This is a genomic window from Pseudoroseomonas ludipueritiae (assembly GCF_014490445.1).
GTDB classification, from domain to species: domain Bacteria; phylum Pseudomonadota; class Alphaproteobacteria; order Acetobacterales; family Acetobacteraceae; genus Pseudoroseomonas; species Pseudoroseomonas ludipueritiae.
In genome coordinates this window covers 1-16,500 of the sequence record NZ_JACTUZ010000100.1, presented here as the reverse complement: position 1 = coordinate 16,500, position 16,500 = coordinate 1, and the positions used below count along the sequence as shown (strand labels likewise).

Annotated in this window: 18 protein-coding genes and 1 tRNA gene; 10 read left to right on the top strand and 9 right to left on the bottom strand. The window is 68.9% G+C overall.

The window, feature by feature from the left end:
• The coding region (locus tag IBL25_RS17975) for a LysR family transcriptional regulator (protein ID WP_187779900.1) at window positions 1-283 on the bottom strand (283 nt) is incomplete at its 3' end.
• Window positions 284-369: 86 nt separating this feature from the next.
• Here IBL25_RS17975 and IBL25_RS17970 point away from each other — a divergent pair.
• A complete protein-coding gene (locus IBL25_RS17970; RefSeq protein ID WP_187779899.1) occupies window positions 370-909 on the top strand; it encodes an NAD(P)H-dependent oxidoreductase in 540 nt (179 codons plus the stop codon).
• 6 nt (window positions 910-915) lie between these two features.
• Here the strand turns inward: IBL25_RS17970 and IBL25_RS17965 are convergent, their stop codons facing one another.
• The 4 genes from IBL25_RS17965 to IBL25_RS17950 all read right to left on the bottom strand — a co-directional run bounded on the left by IBL25_RS17965 (window position 916) and on the right by IBL25_RS17950 (window position 4,393).
• Window positions 916-2,046, bottom strand: a complete 1,131-nt coding sequence (locus IBL25_RS17965; protein WP_379656099.1) for an enolase C-terminal domain-like protein — start codon at window positions 2,044-2,046, stop codon at window positions 916-918.
• Between the two features lies 1 nt (window position 2,047).
• Complete coding sequence (locus tag IBL25_RS17960; protein ID WP_187779897.1) at window positions 2,048-2,815, bottom strand: amino acid ABC transporter ATP-binding protein; 768 nt, start codon at window positions 2,813-2,815, stop codon at window positions 2,048-2,050.
• A 10-nt stretch (window positions 2,816-2,825) separates the two neighbouring features.
• The gene (gene ehuC / locus IBL25_RS17955) at window positions 2,826-3,488 is read right to left on the bottom strand and encodes an ectoine/hydroxyectoine ABC transporter permease subunit EhuC (RefSeq protein ID WP_187779896.1); all 663 of its coding nucleotides are present in this window, start codon (window positions 3,486-3,488) and stop codon (window positions 2,826-2,828) included.
• A 65-nt stretch (window positions 3,489-3,553) separates the two neighbouring features.
• Window positions 3,554-4,393: a transporter substrate-binding domain-containing protein gene (locus tag IBL25_RS17950; protein ID WP_187779895.1), complete on the bottom strand. Its 840-nt coding sequence runs from the start codon at window positions 4,391-4,393 to the stop codon at window positions 3,554-3,556.
• 206 nt (window positions 4,394-4,599) lie between these two features.
• Here IBL25_RS17950 and IBL25_RS17945 point away from each other — a divergent pair, with 206 nt between their 5' ends.
• Window positions 4,600-5,889 (top strand): NCS2 family permease, encoded by a 1,290-nt coding sequence (locus IBL25_RS17945; protein WP_275296033.1) that lies wholly within the window; start codon window positions 4,600-4,602, stop codon window positions 5,887-5,889.
• A gap of 93 nt (window positions 5,890-5,982) precedes the next feature.
• On the opposite strand, the gene IBL25_RS17940 is transcribed toward IBL25_RS17945, so the two are convergent.
• The 3 genes from IBL25_RS17940 to IBL25_RS17930 form a co-directional block, all read right to left on the bottom strand.
• Window positions 5,983-6,537, bottom strand: coding sequence for a transglycosylase SLT domain-containing protein (locus IBL25_RS17940; protein WP_187779894.1), 555 nt, complete (start codon window positions 6,535-6,537; stop codon window positions 5,983-5,985).
• Between the two features lie 725 nt (window positions 6,538-7,262).
• Entirely contained in the window at window positions 7,263-8,210 is a 948-nt protein-coding gene (locus tag IBL25_RS17935; RefSeq protein ID WP_187779893.1) for an alpha-E domain-containing protein, read from the bottom strand.
• Window positions 8,210-9,772, bottom strand: coding sequence for a circularly permuted type 2 ATP-grasp protein (locus IBL25_RS17930; RefSeq protein WP_456315873.1), 1,563 nt, complete (start codon window positions 9,770-9,772; stop codon window positions 8,210-8,212). The genes IBL25_RS17935 and IBL25_RS17930 overlap by 1 nt, the downstream gene beginning before the upstream one ends.
• 252 nt (window positions 9,773-10,024) lie before the next feature.
• On the opposite strand from IBL25_RS17930, the gene IBL25_RS17925 reads away from it, so the two are divergent.
• The 5 genes from IBL25_RS17925 (at window position 10,025) to IBL25_RS17905 (ending at window position 13,850) form a co-directional block, all read left to right on the top strand.
• Window positions 10,025-10,702 (top strand): DUF1194 domain-containing protein, encoded by a 678-nt coding sequence (locus tag IBL25_RS17925; RefSeq protein ID WP_187779892.1) that lies wholly within the window; start codon window positions 10,025-10,027, stop codon window positions 10,700-10,702.
• 40 nt (window positions 10,703-10,742) lie between these two features.
• The gene (locus IBL25_RS17920) at window positions 10,743-11,801 is read left to right on the top strand and encodes a ligase-associated DNA damage response exonuclease (RefSeq protein ID WP_456315874.1); all 1,059 of its coding nucleotides are present in this window, start codon (window positions 10,743-10,745) and stop codon (window positions 11,799-11,801) included.
• The gene (locus IBL25_RS17915) at window positions 11,798-13,414 is read left to right on the top strand and encodes a cisplatin damage response ATP-dependent DNA ligase (RefSeq protein WP_187779891.1); all 1,617 of its coding nucleotides are present in this window, start codon (window positions 11,798-11,800) and stop codon (window positions 13,412-13,414) included. The genes IBL25_RS17920 and IBL25_RS17915 overlap by 4 nt, the downstream gene beginning before the upstream one ends.
• 100 nt (window positions 13,415-13,514) lie before the next feature.
• A complete protein-coding gene (locus IBL25_RS17910) occupies window positions 13,515-13,691 on the top strand; it encodes a DUF1328 domain-containing protein (protein WP_120636841.1) in 177 nt (58 codons plus the stop codon).
• Between the two features lie 86 nt (window positions 13,692-13,777).
• Window positions 13,778-13,850: transfer RNA gene (locus tag IBL25_RS17905), tRNA-His, on the top strand.
• A 27-nt stretch (window positions 13,851-13,877) separates the two neighbouring features.
• Here IBL25_RS17905 and IBL25_RS17900 read toward each other — a convergent pair.
• Window positions 13,878-15,047, bottom strand: a complete 1,170-nt coding sequence (locus IBL25_RS17900) for a benzoate/H(+) symporter BenE family transporter (RefSeq protein ID WP_187779890.1) — start codon at window positions 15,045-15,047, stop codon at window positions 13,878-13,880.
• Between the two features lie 75 nt (window positions 15,048-15,122).
• Between IBL25_RS17900 and IBL25_RS17895 the strand changes: the two genes are divergently transcribed.
• From IBL25_RS17895 to IBL25_RS17885, 3 genes are all read left to right on the top strand, one after another.
• Window positions 15,123-15,794 carry a GntR family transcriptional regulator gene (locus tag IBL25_RS17895; protein WP_187779889.1) on the top strand — a complete coding sequence of 224 codons (672 nt, stop codon included), beginning with the start codon at window positions 15,123-15,125 and terminating at the stop codon, window positions 15,792-15,794.
• A 77-nt stretch (window positions 15,795-15,871) separates the two neighbouring features.
• Window positions 15,872-16,039 carry a hypothetical protein gene (locus tag IBL25_RS17890; protein ID WP_187779888.1) on the top strand — a complete coding sequence of 56 codons (168 nt, stop codon included), beginning with the start codon at window positions 15,872-15,874 and terminating at the stop codon, window positions 16,037-16,039.
• Window positions 16,036-16,500 (top strand): hypothetical protein (locus IBL25_RS17885; protein WP_202986801.1); only part of this gene is annotated, 465 nt, incomplete at its 3' end. The genes IBL25_RS17890 and IBL25_RS17885, both read left to right, overlap by 4 nt.

Here is a 16,500-nt window from a genome sequence, read left to right as displayed (position 1 = left end):
CCGTCGCCAGTTCCCGCGCCGGCTGGTGCAGGACGCCGCGCAGGCCGGCCAGGGCCTGCCGCAGCGGTGCGCGCAGCGCTTCCGCCTTGGGCGTCAGGCGCAGGGCGCGCGGCCCGCCTTCCAGCAGCGGGTCGTTGAACAGGGCGCGCAGCCGTTGCAGGGCATTGGAGGTCGCGGGCTGGGAGAGCGCCAGCCGGCGTGCGGCGCGGGTGACATGCGCTTCCTCCAGCAAGGCGTCGAGGATGACCAGCAGGTTCAGGTCGATGCCACGCAAATCATTCATGGGGCGGATGGTAGGCTATATTTATTATCCGTTGGAATGATGGTGCGAGGAGGTCCAGCTATGCCCGGCAAGCTGGAAGTCCCGCCATGGCTGATACGCTGATCCTGATGTCCCACCCGCAGTACGCCGCCTCCCGCGCCAACCGCGCGCTGGCGCAGGCGGCGGGGGCACTGCCGGGGGTGGAGGTGGCACATCTGGAGGCGCTCTATCCCGACGGCCATTTCGATGAGGCGGCCGAGGTGGCGCGCCTGCTGGCCGCGCGCCGGGTGGTGCTGCAATTCCCGGTGCAATGGTACGCCACTCCGCCATTGCTGAAGGCGTGGCAGGACGCGGTGCTGACGCGGATGTTCTACATCAACCCCAATACCGAGGGGGCGGAACTGGCTGGGCGGCCGCTGATGGTCGCGGCCACCGCCGGCAACAAGCCCGCGGCCTATGCGGCCACAGGGGCGAACCTCTTCCCGCTGGCGGAACTGCTGCGGCCACTGCAGGCCACGGCGCATCGCTGCGGCCTTTCATGGCGGGAGCCCTTCCTGCTCTACGAGGCTAGGGCGGCCTCCGATGCCATGCTGGCCGAGGCCGGCGCCGCCTATGCCCGGCGCCTGCAAGAGTTCCGCGCCGGGTGAGACGGCTCAGGCCTCCGCCAGGACCCTTGCCCCTCCGCGCAGCGAGGCCTCGCTGACGCTGATGCCCAGGCCCGGCCCATCCGGCACCACCACGGCGCCCTCGCGGTTGGGGATGCGCTCTTCCAGCACATCCTCCGTCAGCACGTGGTGCGGCATGTAGAATTCGCAGCCGAGAGAGATGCCCGGCGTGGCCGCGATCATCTGTGTGCCGGCGGCGAGCGCGATGCCGCCTTCCCACAGCGTGCCGCCATAGCCGGGCAGGCCGGCGGTATCGGCGATCGCCATCATCTGCTGCGCGCGCAGCATGCCGCCGCATTTCATCAGCTTGACGCTGATGGCATCCGCCGCCTGCCGTCGCACCACCTCCAGCAGGTCCGTGGCATCGAAGCAGCTTTCATCAGCGAGGATGGGCGTATCCAGCGCATGGGCGAAGCCGGCCATGGCATCCAGGTGCCGGCGCGGCACGGGCTGCTCGATGAAGGTGGGGCGGAAGCGGTCCACGTCCCGCAGCACGGTCATGGCGCGGAAGGGCTCCAGCGCCTGATTGTAGTCGAGGCGCAGGTCCACCGTGTCCCCGAAAGTGTCGCGGATGGCTTCCAGATGCGCCATGTCCTCCGCATGCGGCTTCACGCCGGTCTTGACCTTGAAGAGGCGGTTGCCGGCGGGGACCATGGCCTTCATCCGCTCCAGGTCAGCGGCAAAATCCGGATCGGCGATGGAGAAGGAGAGGGGGATGCTATCCCGCACCCGCCCGCCCAGCAGATCGGCCACCGAGACGCCCTGCGCCTTGCCCAGGATATCCAGCACCGCCATCTCGATTCCTGCCTTGGCGTCGGTGCAGTTGGTGACGGTGCGGTCCATCTTCGCCAGCAGTTCCCGCAGGCGACGGGCGGGATGGCCCTGCACCACCGGACGCAGGTAGAGGTCCAGCGCGGAGAAGGCACTTTCCGGCGTATTGGTAAAAACCTCCCAGGGCGCGGCCTCGCCCCAGCCGGTGATGCCGCAGCGGGTGGTGAGCCGGATCAGTACCCGTTTGACGCTGCCGCGCACGCTGCCCACGCCCTGGGCCCGGGCCATCTTGATCGGGCTTTCGACCAGATAGAGCTTCAGGTGGTCCAGGATCGGTCCGGCCGTCACGTCAGGCATCCCTCTGGCGGTGGAAGTGGGAAAGGAAGGCGCGCGTCGCTTCCTCCCGCGGCGTGTCGATCACCTGCCGCGCCGTGCCATCCTCCACGATCACGCCATCCCGCAGGAAGACGACGCGGTCCGCCACCTCCCGCGCGAAGGCGATCTCATGCGTCACGATCACCATGGTCATGCCCTCGGCGGCCAGCTCGCGCATGACATTCAGCACCTCGCCCACCAGTTCAGGGTCGAGCGCGCTGGTGGCTTCGTCGAAGAGCATGATCTCCGGCTGCATCGCCAGGGCGCGGGCGATGGCCACGCGCTGCTTCTGGCCGCCGGAAAGGCGGGAGGGATACTGGTCTGCCTTGTCCGCCAGGCCCACCTTGGCCAGCAGGCCGTGCGCCAGGGGCTCGGCCTCGGCGCGGGACATGCGGCGGACGGTCAGCGGGCCTTCCATCACATTGCCCAGCACCGTCTTGTGCGGAAAGAGGTTGAACTGCTGGAAGACCATGCCCGTCGTGGCGCGGAATTTTGCCAATGCTGCCGTGCCGGGCAGGGCGCGGCTGGTGCCGAAGTCCAGGCTCTGCGCGCCGACGCGCACGCGGCCGCCATCGGGCGTCACCAGCAGGTTCAGGCAGCGCAGCAGGGTCGATTTGCCGGAGCCGGAGGGGCCGATCAGCGCCACAACCTCGCCCGGCGCCACCAGCAGGTCCACGCTGCGCAGCACCTGATGGTCGCCGAAGCTCTTGCTCAGCGCAGCGACTTCGATCTTGGCATTCATCGCGGGTGCCTCAGTCTGCACGGGACAGGCGGCGCTCCAGGCGGCCGACCAGCAGGGTGAGCGGGAAGAGGATGACGAAATAGATCACCGCCACCAGCGAATAGATTTCCAGCGGGCGATAGGTGTCATGCGCCACGGCCTGGCCCTGGTAGAGCAGGTCCGGCACCGCCAGCACCGAAACCAGCGAGGTGTTCTTGAGCTGGATGATGGACTGGTTCATCAGCGGCGGCACCATGCGCTTCAGCGCCTGCGGCAGCACGATGCGGCGCATGGACTGCGCGGGCGTCATGCCCAGTGCCAGCGCGGCTTCCGTCTGCCCGGTCTCGATGGAATTGATGCCGCCCCGGATAATCTCGGCATAAAAGGCGCCGCCGTAGAGCGCGAGGGCCAGGGTGGCGGCCGTGACGGCCGACATCTCGATGCCCGTCAGGATCGGCAGGGCGTAATAGAACCACACCAACTGCACCAGCACCGGCGTGCAGCGGAAGACTTCCACATAGGCCTGGGCCAGCCAGCGCAGCGGCGCGAAGCGCGACAGGCGCAGCAGCCCAGCGAGCAGCCCCACCGCCAGCCCCAGCACCACGATGCCAACCGTGAAGAGCAGGGTGACGACCGTGCCGTTCACGAACAGCCAGCGGTAGCTCCAGATGAACGAAAAATCCCATTGATACATTGCTGGCTGGTCCAGTGTGCTGCCTGCGGTGGGCGGCGCGGCCAGAGGGCCGCGCCGTGGGAGACTTAGAGGGTGACTCCGGGCGGGAAGTCGTTCTCGGAGATGCCGACCAGCTCCATGTTGGAGACGATGGCATGGCGCACCGCGCCCAGGCCCTTGTTGAACTCGATCCAGACATTGACGAAGTCGCGCCAGGTCTTGTCCTGCTCCCGCCGGAAGCCGGCATTGGAGGTGGTGCCGAAGATCGGTGTCGGCACCATGACCTCGCCCAGCGCCGGGTTCTTCTTCTTGGCTGTCAGCGCCAGGATCAGCACGATGCACTGCGCGTCCACCCGGCCGCTCTGCACCGCCATGGTCGCCTCGTCGGCCGTCTTGAAGCGCGAGATCTGCGCCTTGGGGCAGAGCCGCGTCACGATCTGGTCCTGCGAGGAACCGAGATCGACCGAGATCTTCACCTCCGGCCTGTTCATCTCCTCCCAGGTCTTTGCCTGGAAGCCGCGCTTGGTGATGAAGCTGAAGGCATTGGAGAAGCAGGGGACGGAGAAGTCCACCACCAGCGCGCGCTTCGGCGTCGGGTTCAGGCCGAAGAAGATGTCGATCTTGTTGGACTGCAGATCGAGCACCGCGTTGCCCCAGGTCGTCTCACTCAGCTCGAGTTCGACCTCCAGTTCCTCCGCCAGCATCTTCGCCATATCGACGTAGAAGCCGCGCCACTGACCGCTGGCGAGATCCTTGTGATAATAGGGCGCGCCGCCCGGCACGGCGGCCGTGCGCAGCTTCTTGGTACGGCGGATGCGGTCGAAGGTCGATTCGTTGGCGGCCTGGGCGGAGGCTGGCGTGGCGGCGCTGGCCGCCATCGCCAGGGCCAGACCGGCCGCGCTGCCCACCATGCGGCGTGAGACCATGTTAACTTGCTCCTGTTCCTGTGCCCGGACCTCTGGCCCGCGTGCATTCCGACTGGCGCGACAATGCACGCCGCGTGCCGTGCATGGCTAGGCTTCTAGACGCGCTTCCCGCCGGCTGGTAGCGCCCCCGCCATCGCGGTTGTCGCAAGGGCAGGGTGGCTCCTATCCTGCATTGCGACATCAGGACATTCCGGGGGATTTCCGTTTTGGATCGCTTCTTCAGCCTCTCGGCACGCGGCACCACGCCGCGGACCGAGATCATGGCCGGCCTCGCCACCTTCCTGACCATGGCCTACATCGTCGTGGTCAACCCGGGCATGATGGCCGCCGCCGGCCTCGACCATGGTGCGGCCTTCGTGGCCACCTGCCTCGCGGCCGCCATCGGCTCGGCGCTGATGGCTTTCCTGGCCAACTACCCCATCGCCCTGGCGCCCGGCATGGGGCTGAACGCCTATTTCGCCTTCGCGGTGGTGGGCGGCATGGGCGTGCCCTGGCAGGTGGCGCTGGGCGCGGTCTTCCTGTCCGGCCTCATCTTCTTCGTGGTCTCGCTGGCGGGCTTCCGGGAATGGCTGATCAATTCCATTCCCTTTTCGCTGAAGCTCGGCATCGCCGCCGGCATCGGGCTGTTCCTGGGCTTCATCGGCCTGCGCGGCATGGGGCTGGTGGCGGACAACCCGGCCACGCTGGTGCAGCTCGGTTCGCTGCATGAAACCTCGACCCTGTTGTCCTGCATCGGCTTCGTGCTGATCGCGGGCCTGGTGGCGCGGGGCGTCACGGGCGGCATCGTCATCGGCATCATTGTCACGGCGCTACTGGGCGTGCCCTTCGGCCTGACCACCTATCATGGCATCGTCTCCCTGCCGCCCTCCCTGGCGCCGACCTTCATGCAGATGGATATCGCCGGCGCCGTCAGCCTGGGCCTGCTGGGCATCGTCTTCACCTTCTTCATGGTGGACCTGCTGGACAATGCGGGCACGCTGATCGCCACCACCCATCGCGCTGGGCTGATGGAGAAGGACGGTTCCGTGCCCCGGCTAGGCCGGGCGCTGATGGCGGATTCCGGCGGCGCCATGATCGGCGCCGTGCTCGGCACCTCGACCACCGTCAGCTACATCGAAAGCGCGGCGGGCGTGCAGGCCGGCGGCCGTACCGGCCTGACGGCGCTGACCGTCGCGGTGCTGTTCCTGCTGACGCTGTTCCTGGCGCCGCTGGCGACCTCCATCCCCGGCTTCGCCACGGCGCCGGCCCTGGTGCTGGTTGCCTGCCTGATGATGCAGGGCCTGCGGGACCTGGCCTGGGACGACATGACCGAATACCTGCCGGCCATCGTCACCGCTGTCGCCATGCCCTTCAGCTTCTCCATTGCCACGGGCATCGGCCTCGGCTTCATCACCTATGCGCTGGTGAAGGTCGTGGCCGGCCGGGCCGGGCAGGTGCATGGCGCGGTCTGGCTGATCGCCGCGCTCTCCGCCATCAAGTTCTACCTGGGGGCCTGAGAAAGCGCGAAGGGCACGCCCCCGAGGGGGACGCGCCCTTCACGGCCCGCGAAAGGCCAGTAGGTTCAGGCGTCGGGGCTTGTCCCGGCGCCTTTAGTTTTCCGGCGCCTCGGCCAGTTCGAGCAACTGTACGCCGCTGCGGCGCACGCGCGCGATGTCGGTGCGGCCACAGCCGGTGCGGCCCAGCACGTTCTCGCCCGGTACCACCACCTCCAGCTTGGCCTCCACACGGCAGACCAGCTTATTGGAGCTGCCCGGGGGGGCACCGTTCCAGGCGCGGATGGCATCGGCCCAGCTGCCCAGGCGGTCATATTGCATCCGCAGGTGCTTGGCGGCCCAGACGGTCGCCTTCCTCGGGTCCAGCGGCCAGTTGCTGCCGCGCCGGTCATGCACACGGGCATTGACCTGCACGCAACCCGCCATCACGGATTGGCGCGCACCGGCGCCATCAAGCAACCTCGCGGCCTCCCCGGCTGTTTCCGGGTAGTAGGATCGCCCACCGATATTCAACGCATGGGCGTGCAGGCCGGACTCAGCCAAGGCGACGGCGACCAGCAGGCCGTCCGGCAAATCATAGGCTGCCTCGGCTGCGCGGGCGGCATCCAGGCAAGCGGAGCGTGGTCCAGCTGCCTCTGCGGGCCTGGACATCAGGGTGGGCGCTCCGAAGGCGAGGGCCGTCGCAAAAGCCGCGATCGCCAGCCGGGAAGGCTGGTTCGACCGCGCCTGATGCGCATGACCCGCGTTCCGGAGCGAACAGGCGCTCCGTGCGGTTTTGCACGGGAACGCCGCGGATCTGCGCCGATGCGGGGGCACCGGCCGGCTTTTCGCGGGCGTCATGCCTGCGTCGCTAACACGCAGGCCACTGATCGCAAAGAAAAAATGGTCGTGAGCAGGGTGAGAATAATCGAAGTCACATATTCTTATATAAGCATACATTTATATTATCTGGTGAGCGAGGGAGCATGAATGCCGCCACGCCAGAGCTTGTCCGCGGGAGTTCGGTGGGACCCGGCGGAAGATCTGACCGGTGGGCCTTTGCTCGGCACCTTCCAGCCTGCGCAGGCATTCTCTGCGAATTTCGGTCCGAGAGCGGGGTCTGGGCTTTCCTGCTCGCTAGCCATCAGCGGGTGAGGTTGGGCCATTGCCGCCTTGCCGCGATAGGCAGAGGTCCCGCATCGCTAGGTATGGCCTCGGCATAAAGGCTGCCTAAAGATAAGGCAGTGCCCAAAATCTATGATTGGCGCCGAATCCGACCCTCGAGAGCCGTGGCGAATCGACGCAGAAACATAGACTTGGCTGAAGAGCTGCCGGAGAACCAGCCTAGATCCGGTCTGCCCCGACAGACTTCCTGCACGTTCCGGAAATTTGGGACGTCACGGCTGCTGACCGTTGAGGTATTGCCGGCCGATATGCTGCCCCAGCTCGATATTCTGGTCGATGGTCTGGGTCAGGAAGTCATGCAGCCCGGCATCCAGGATGCCGCCGATCTCGCCGAAGCGCATGCGGGCATGCAGCGCCCCGGCCAGCCGGTGGCATTCGCCCCGCGTGCCGCCATTGGCATCGGCGATGGCCTCCAGCACCGTCTCCACATTGCGGTAGCAGGCGAGCAGGGAGCGCGGCAGCTCCTGCCGCAGCAGCAGCAGCTCCGCCACCAGATGCGGCTGCAGCCGGGCATGAAAGACATGCTGATAGGCCCGCAGCGCCGAGACTGCCCGCAACACCGCCTGCCACTGGGCATAGGATGCCGCATCGCCCGCCGCATCCGGGTGGAAGGCGGCGTGGCGCACGTCCAGCAGGCGGGCGGTATTGTCCGCGCGCTCCAGCATCGTGCCGAGATGCACGAAGCGCCAGGCATCGTCCCGCAGCATGGTATCGGTGGCGGCGCCGTTGAACAGCAGGGCGCGGGAGCGCACCCAGTCCAGGAAGCCCGGCAGCCTGTCGCCCTTGATGATGCTCGAATCCAGGCGGCGGAACTCGATCCACGTATCGTTGATGGCTTCCCACATATCCACCGTCAGCGCGGTGCGGACGGTGCGGGCATTGCGCCGCGCCGCCTCCACACAGGCGGCGACGCCGGAGAGGTTTTCCATGTCCAGCGTCAGCCACTGCACCACCGCTTCTGGCGTGACATGGCCGTGCTTTTCCCGGAAGCCGGGCTCCGAGCCGGTGGCGATCAGCAGCGCGCGCCATTCGTCATCGGCGGACAAGGGCCGGGCCAGCATGGCCATGCGGAAGGTGGCGGCGAGGCCACGGGCGACATTGCCCGCGCGCTCGGAGTAGCGGCCGAGCCAGAACAGGCAGTCGGCGGTGCGGGAGAGCATCAGTTGTTCCCCTGGGACTGCGACTGGCCATTCTGGGACTGCGTCATGCCACCCGGCGTCTGGGACTGCCCATCCTGCGATTGGGGCGCCGCCGGCTCCTCCGGTGGGGGCAGGGCGAGGGGAGGCGCCTCGGGCGGGTCTTCCAGCAACACCCAGGTATCCTTGGTGCCGCCGCCCTGGCTGGAATTGACCACCAGCGAGCCCGGCCGCAAGGCCACGCGCGTCAGCCCGCCCGGCACCATACGGACCGTCTTGCCGAAGAGGATGAAGGGCCGCAGGTCCACATGGCGCGGGCCGATGCCGTCCTCGCCCAGCGTCGGCACGGTGGAAAGCGCCAGGGTGGGCTGCGCGATGTAGTCGCCCGGCCGTGCCTTGATGCGCGCGGCGAAATCGGCGCGCTGCTCCTCGGTCGCGTGGGGGCCGACCAGCATGCCATAGCCGCCGGAACCGCGCGCCAGCTTCACCACCAGCTTGTCGAGGTTGGCCAGCACGTAATCCTGGTCGGCCGGGCGCTCACACATGAAGGTAGGCACGTTGGACAGGATCGGCTCCTCCTTCAGGTAGAAGCGGATCATCTCCGGCACATAAGGGTAGACGGCCTTGTCATCGGCGATGCCGGTGCCGGGGGCATTGGCCAGCGCCACGTTGCCGGCGCGGTAGGCCGCCATCAGCCCGGGCACGCCGACCACGCTGTCGGGGCGGAAGGCCTCGGGGTCGATGAAGTCGTCGTCGATGCGGCGGTAGATCACGTCCACGCGCTTCGGCCCGGCGGTGGTGCGCATATACACCACCAGGTCCTTCACGAAGAGATCGGCGCCTTCCACCAGCTCCACGCCCATCTCGTCGGCCAGGAAGGAGTGCTCGTAATAGGCGCTGTTATAGGGGCCGGGGGTGAGTACCACGACGCAGGGCTCGCCGGCGCAGGAGGCGGGGGCGAGGCTCTTCAGCGTCTCCAGCAGTTCCTCGGGGTAATGCGAGACAGGCGCGATGCGGTGGCGGGCGCAGATCTCGGGGAAGAGGCGGAACATCGCCTCCCGGTTCTCCAGCATATAGGAGACGCCGGAAGGGGTGCGGCAGTTATCCTCCAGCACATAGAAGGCATCCGGCCCGGTGCGCACGAGGTCGATGCCGGAGATCACGGTCCAGACCCCGCCGGGTGGCGTGAAGCCCTGCATCTGCGGCAGGTAGCCCTCGTTCTCCAGCACCAGCTCCCGCGGGATGCGGTTGGCCTTGATGATCTCCTGCGGCCCATAGACATCGGTGAGGAAGGCATTCAGCGCCCGCACCCGCTGCTCCAGCCCCCGGCAGAGATGCATCCATTCCTCATGGGAGAGGATGCGCGGGATGACATCGAAGGGGATCAGCCGCTCCGGGTCGCCTCCCTCGGTATAGACGGCGAAGGTGACGCCGATGCGGCGGAACAGCACCTCGGCCTCCCGCCGCTTCTGTTCCAGGGCCGCCTGCCCGGTGGCGTCGAGGTAGCGGGCCATCTCGACATAGGGGGTGCGGATCACGCCATCGGCATGCATTTCGTCGAAAGCGGAGGAAGTTCGATCTGCCACGGTTGGTTCCGTCTTCCTCGTCGCTGGTCGTGAAGCGCCGCCGGAGGGGGGCGCGGTGGTTCTTGTTGAGATTTCAGCAAGGCTTTGAGGCAATGCGCAAGCGGGACCAGTTGCTTCATCTCCCGCACCAAGGCGAAGGCGGCGTTTTTCTGCCCAAGCCGGCGTCATCCTGCCTGCCGGGGCGGCGCCGGAATGATTGACAGCGGCGGGTGAAGGCAAGGAGGCTCGGCACAACCTGCCGGAGCCACCCCCATGCTGCGCCGCCGGATGCTCGCCTTGCCCGCAATGCTGGCCGCCGCCCCGGCGCGTGCCGCTGGACCCCCGGTGCGCGAGGTGGACCTGCTGCTGGTGCTGGCCATCGATGCTTCCGGCAGCATCAGCGAGGAGGAATTCCGGCTGCAAAGGGAAGGCTGCGCGGAGGCCGTGACACAGCCATCCGTGCTGGCCGCCATCGGTAGCGGGCCGCTGGGCGCCATCGGCATCGCCATGGTGGAATGGGGCGCGCCGGGCGGTGCGGCGACGGTGGTGGACTGGCACCGCGTGGCCGACACCGCCAGCGCCGGGGCGGCGGCCGAGGCCTTTCGCGCCGCGCCACGCTCCTGGCAAAGCTGGAATGCCATTGGGGATGCCATCGACCATGCGGCCCGGCTGATCGCCGCCGCGCCTTTCCGGGCGGAGCGTCGCGTCATCGATGTCTCCGGCGATGCGCCGGATATGCGCGGCATCCGCCCCGCGGCGGTGGCGCGGGACGATGCGGTGGCGGCGGGCATCACGGTGAATGCCCTGGCGATCCTGGGCGGCGCGCCGAGGCTGACGGAGCGCTTCGGCGCCGAGGTCATTGGCGGCCCCGGCGCCTTTGTCATGACGGCGGAAGGGCGGGCGGACTTCGCCCGCGCCATCCGCGCCAAGCTGGTGCGGGAGATCGCCTGACAACCGCAGCACCCGCTGCCACGTTAGCGCCAGCGTGCAGATCACCGCCCCCCATCCCGACACCTGGATCCGCGTGCTGCCCAAGGGGCTGTTCTGCGAGCCCGGGGACTTCTTCATCGACCCCCAGGCCGGCGTGCACCGGGCGGTGATCAGCCACGGCCATTCCGACCATGCGCGGCCCGACCATGACGCCGTGCTCGGCACGCCGGAAACCCTCGCCATCATGACCGCCCGGCTGGGCGAGGGCCGGGCCGGGCGGGTGCAGCAGCCGCTGCGCTATGGCGAGAGCATCGAGCAGAACGGCGTGCGCATCACCCTGGTGCCGGCGGGGCATGTGCTGGGCTCGGCGCAGGTGGTGCTGGAATGGCGCGGCAGCCGCATCGTCGTCTCGGGCGACTACAAGCGGCAGGCGGACCCGACCTGTGCGCCCTTCGAGCCGGTGCCCTGCGATGTCTTCGTCACCGAGGCCACTTTTGCCCTTCCTGTCTTCCAGCACCCGCCCGCGCGGGCGGAGATGCGGCGGCTGCTGGAAAGCGTGGCGCTGTTTCCGGAACGCGCGCATCTGGTCGGCTGCTACGCGCTGGGGAAGTGCCAGCGGCTGATCTCGGAACTGCGCGCGGCCGGGTACCAGAAGCCCATCTACCTGCACGGCGCCCAGGCCTCGATGTGCGCGCTGTATGAGCGCTTCGGCGTCGGCCTGGGCGAGCTGCAGCCGGTGCCACGGCCGGCGAAGCGCGGCGCCACGGTGCTGCCGGGGGAGATCGTGCTGGCGCCGCCTTCCGCCGAATCCAACCCCTGGGCGCGGCGGCTGGCGGAGCCGGTAACGGCGCTGGCCTCCGGCTGGATGCGGGTGCGGCAGCGGGCCAAGGCGCGCGGCGTGGAACTGCCCCTGGTGGTCAGCGACCATGCCGATTGGCCGGACCTGCTGGAGACCATCGCCGAGGTCGGCGCGCCCGAGGTCTGGGTGACGCATGGGCGGGAGGATGCGCTGATCCACGCGCTGGAAGGCCGCGGCATCCGCGGCCGCGCCCTGCATCTGCTGGGCCGCGAGGAAGACGAGGGCGAGGCCGAGGCGCCGGCGGAGGAGGAAAGCGCATGAGCGTCCCCGCCTTCGCCGACCTGCTGGAGCGGCTGATCTTCACCCCTGGCCGCAATGCGAAGCTGGCCCTGCTGCGCCGCTGGTTCGCCACGCAGCCGGACCCGGACCGAGGCGTGGGGCTGGCGGCCATCGCGGGGGAATTGTCCTTCACGCTGGCGAAGCCGTCGTTGATCCGCGATCTGGCGGCCGGGCGCACGGACCCGGTGCTGCTGGCGCTGAGCCACGACTATGTCGGCGACCTGGCCGAGACGGTGGCGCTGATCTGGCCCGAGCCCAAGCCGAAGCCCAACCGCCCACCGCCGGACCTGTCCGAGGTGGTGGAAACCCTGGAACTGGCCAACAAGGCCGATATTCCCGGCATCGTCGCGGATTGGCTGGATGTGCTGGATTCCGGCGGGCGGCTGGCGCTGATCAAGCTGGTGACGGGTGGGTTGCGCGTCGGTGCCTCGGCGCGGCTGGCGCGGCAGGCGCTGGCGGATTGGTCCGGCAAGCCGGTCGAGGAGATCGAGGAAGTCTGGCACGGCATCCCCGTGCCCTATCTGCCGCTGTTTGCCTGGCTGGAGGACCGCGCCCCGCGCCCGGACCCGAAGGATGTGCCGGTCTTCCGCCCACCCATGCTGGCGCAGCCGCTGGAGGCGCCGGATATCGCCGCGCTGGACCACACGGCCTACCGCGCCGAATGGAAATGGGACGGGGTGCGGGTGCAGGTCTCGGCCGGGCCGGGCGGGGCGCGGCTTTGGTCCCGCACCGGCGAGGATTATTCCGCCGCCTTCCCCGAGATCATGGAGGCGCTGGACTTCCACGCCGTGCTGGATGGCGAGCTGCTGGTGATGCGGGACGGCGAGGTCGCGCCCTTCGCCGATTTGCAGCAGCGGCTGAACCGCAAGGTGGTCGGCCCGAAGATGCTGAAGGAATACCCGGCCGGCCTGCGCCTCTACGACATCCTGTTCGAGAATGGGGAGGACCTGCGCCCGCTGCCCTTCGACACGCGGCGGGACCGGCTGGAGGCCTGGTTCGCTCGCACGCATCCGGCGCGGATGGACCTTTCGCCGCAGGTGGCCTTCGTCTCGCTGGACCAGCTTTCGGCGCTGCGCGACGGTGCCCGCGCGGCGGGGATCGAGGGGCTGATGCTGAAGCGCGGCGACGCGCCTTATGTCGCCGGCCGCCCCAAGGGCCTGTGGTGGAAATGGAAGCGCGCGCCGCTGAGCGTGGATGCCGTGCTGATGTATGCCCAGCGCGGCCATGGCAAGCGCAGCAGCACCTATTCCGACTACACCTTTGGCCTCTGGCGGGAGGATGGGGCAGGGGGGCAGGAGCTGGTGCCCGTCGGCAAGGCCTATTCCGGCTACACGGACCAGGAACTGGTCTGGCTGGACCGCTGGATCCGCAACCACACCACCGGCCGCTTCGGCCCGGTGCGGGAGGTGGAGAAGGAACTGGTGATGGAGATCGTCTTCGACGCCGCGCAGCTTTCGGGGCGCCATAAATCGGGCGTGGCCATGCGCTTCCCCCGTATTTCCCGCCTGCGTCCCGACAAGCCCGCCGCCGAGGCCGACCGGCTGGAGACGCTGATGGCCATGGTGGAAAACCGCCCCGCCGAAGTGGAGACCTGAAAGTTACGGGCAGTTCATGATCCGTGCATGGAACCTTGGCTGTTAGCGCCGCGTTGCCCTTGGCAGAACCGCGGCATTCGCGGGCAAGAGGAGCATCGCCATGCTGAAATGGGCCCTGATCTGTCTCGTGATCTCGATCATCGCCGGTGCGCTTGGCTTCCGGGGCGTGTCCTCCGCCGCGGGCACGGCGGCCAAGGTGCTGTTCGGTATCTTCCTCATCCTCTTCATCATCTTCCTGATCATGGCCTTCACCGCCGGTGGCGCCATCGCCTGGTAAGGTGAAAACGGCCAGTTGACGGCGGGCCGTAACCAGACTATTTCGCGGGCCTCGGCGGCAAGTTGGCCTCCGAGGTCTCGCGTATGGCGGCCTTAGCTCAGTTGGTAGAGCGCCACGTTGTGGTCGTGGATGTCACGGGTTCGAGCCCCGTAGGTCGCCCATCCGCTTTCTCCCCAGTCTGAACAATCAGCGCTTCAGCCGGTCCAGCAGCATCAGCGCGCCGCCGGCCAGCAGCCCCCAGAAGGCCGCGCCGATCCCCATGACCGAAAGCCCGGACGCGGTGGTGACGAAGGTTGCCATGGCGGGCAGCCGCGTGCGCTCCTCGGTGGCGGCGGTGGTCAGGGCGCCGCCCAGGGTGGCCAGCAGCGCCAACCCGGCCACAGTCTGGATCAGCAGCGGCGGCGCGGCGGCCACGAAGGTGGCGGCAAGGCCCGCGCCCAGCCCCAGCACCCAGTAGCCTACGCCCCCGGAAACCGAGGCCACCCAACGCTTCGCCGGGTCCGGATGCGCGTCCCGCCCGGCGCAGAGCGCGGCGGTGATGGCCGCGAGGTTCACCGCATGCGCGCCGAAGAAGGCGATGACGGCGCTGGCCAGCCCGGTGATGGTGAAGATCGGCCCTGGCTCCGGCCGGTAGCCATGCGCATGCATGACCGCCAGCCCCGGCACGTTCTGCGAGGCCATGGTGACCAGGAAGAGCGGCACCCCTAGCCCGATGGCGGCCGTGAGCGTGAAGCGCGGCATGATGAATTCCGGCCAGGCCACCGAGGCCGTCAGGCCCGGGGGCAGGGTGGTGACCAGCAGCATGACCGCCGCCGCCGCCAGCACCGCCACCGGCACGGCGTAGAGGCGGGCGAAGCGCCAGGCCAGCGCCCAGGCCAGGATCACCGGCAGCGCCACGGCCGGCATGGCGCTGGCGGCGCGTACCGGTGCGAGGCAGATCTCGAAGAGGATGCCGGCCAGCATGGCGCTGGCGAGGGCGGTGGGAATGGCGGCCACGGCGCGGCCGAAAGGCTTCCAGAGCCCCGCCGCCACGATCAGCGCCGCCGCTACCAGGAAGGCGCCGGCGGCCACCGCGAAGCCGCCTTCTGGCAAGCCGCTGGCCGCCAGCAGGGCGGAGCCGGGGGTGGACCAGGCCAGCGTCACCGGCATCCGCCAGCGGGTGCTGAGCCAGATGGAAAGCAGGCCCTGCGCCAGGCAGAGCATCAGCAACCCGCCCGCCGCCTGGGCTGGCGTAGCCCCCACCGAGGCATAGCCGTGCAGCACCACCGCGAATGTGCTGGCGAAGCCCACGACCGAGGAGAGCACCCCCGCCACGATCGGCTGCAACAGGCCAGGAGAGGAGGGGGCAGGATTCATGGCGAGGCATCCGCTTGGCAGGGCAGCGGAGCATATCGTAGGATTGGATCCAATCAACGGGCGGATACCCGAGAGATGACCCGGCTGGTCGAAGCCCCGCCGCGCTGGCGCACGGCGACGGAATATGTCGAGGCGACCTTGAAGGCAGCCATCCTGGAAGGGCGCATTCCCGCCGGCACGCCGCTGCGGCAGGACGACATCGCACGCGACCTCGATGTCTCCCGCATGCCGGTGCGGGAAGCGCTGCGGCGGCTGGAAGCTCAGGCGCTGGTGGATGCGGTGCCGCACAAGGGCGCGGTGGTGACGGATATCTCGGCCGCCGATGCCGCCGACAGCTTCGCCATCCGCCAGGGCTTGGAGGAGGTGGCGCTGCGCCTCTCCATCCCGCATCTCACGGCTGAGGACCTTGCCCGCGCCGGGGCGTTGATCGAGGCCATGGAGGTGGAACCGGATGCCGGCCAGCTCGGCCAGTTGAACCGGCGCTTCCACATGGCACTATATGCCCGTGCCGGGCGCCCGCGCCTCTTGCTGCTGCTGGACCGGGAACTGGCGGTCTTCGACCGTTACCTGCGCTTCTTCCTGGCGGCGCGGGGGCGAGGCGGCATGGCGCAGGACGACCATCGCGCCCTGCTGGAAGCCGCCCGCGCCGGCGATGCCGAGGCGGCGGTGGCGGTGCTGGCGCGGCATATCGAGACCGCCGCGCGCGGCATGGCCGAATTCTTCGCCGGCCGCGCGGCAGGGGGCTGAGGCCACCGCCAGATCGGCACAACGGCGGCCATGACAATGGCTTGAACGGAGAGGTGCGCGGGGCAATCTCTCAGTCCATGCGCCGTTCCTTTTCCACCCCTGACTTCCTGGCCTCGCTGCCCGGCATGCGGACCGGCGGGCCGGTGGCCCTGCGCCGCGTGGCGGGCTTCGCCCTGCTGGGCTGCTCGCTCTGGCTGGTGTCGATGCTCGCCCTGGTGCGGGCCGTGATGGGGCTCTTCCATTGACCCGCCCCGATGTCCCGCCCGGCAGCCCCTGGGGCTCCGGTGGCCCCTGGAGCGGCCCGGTGCCCTTGCGGCGCGGGCTGCGGCAGATGCGCGGCGCGCTGCTGGTGATGCTGGCCTTGCCGCTGGCGCCGGCGCTGCTGATCAACCTCATCGGCGGCTCCGGCCGGCAGATGGTGGGCACGCTGCTGGGCATCGGTGGCATCGTGCTCGCGCTGCGGGCGCTGCGCGGCGGCCATGGTCGGCATCGCGCGGCCATCCTGATGGGTGTGGGCACGGGCTTGCTGGCGCTGATGGCGGCGCAGGTGCCGGTGCTGGGCGCGGTGATCTTTGGCGCCATGGCCTGGTTCGGCACCTCGCTGCTCTATGAGGGCGTGCCGGATGCCGAGCCCGCCCCCGCGCCTCCGCCGCCCCCCGCGCCCGATCCTTTCGCGGCGCCGCGCGCCCGGCTGACGGCCCTGGCG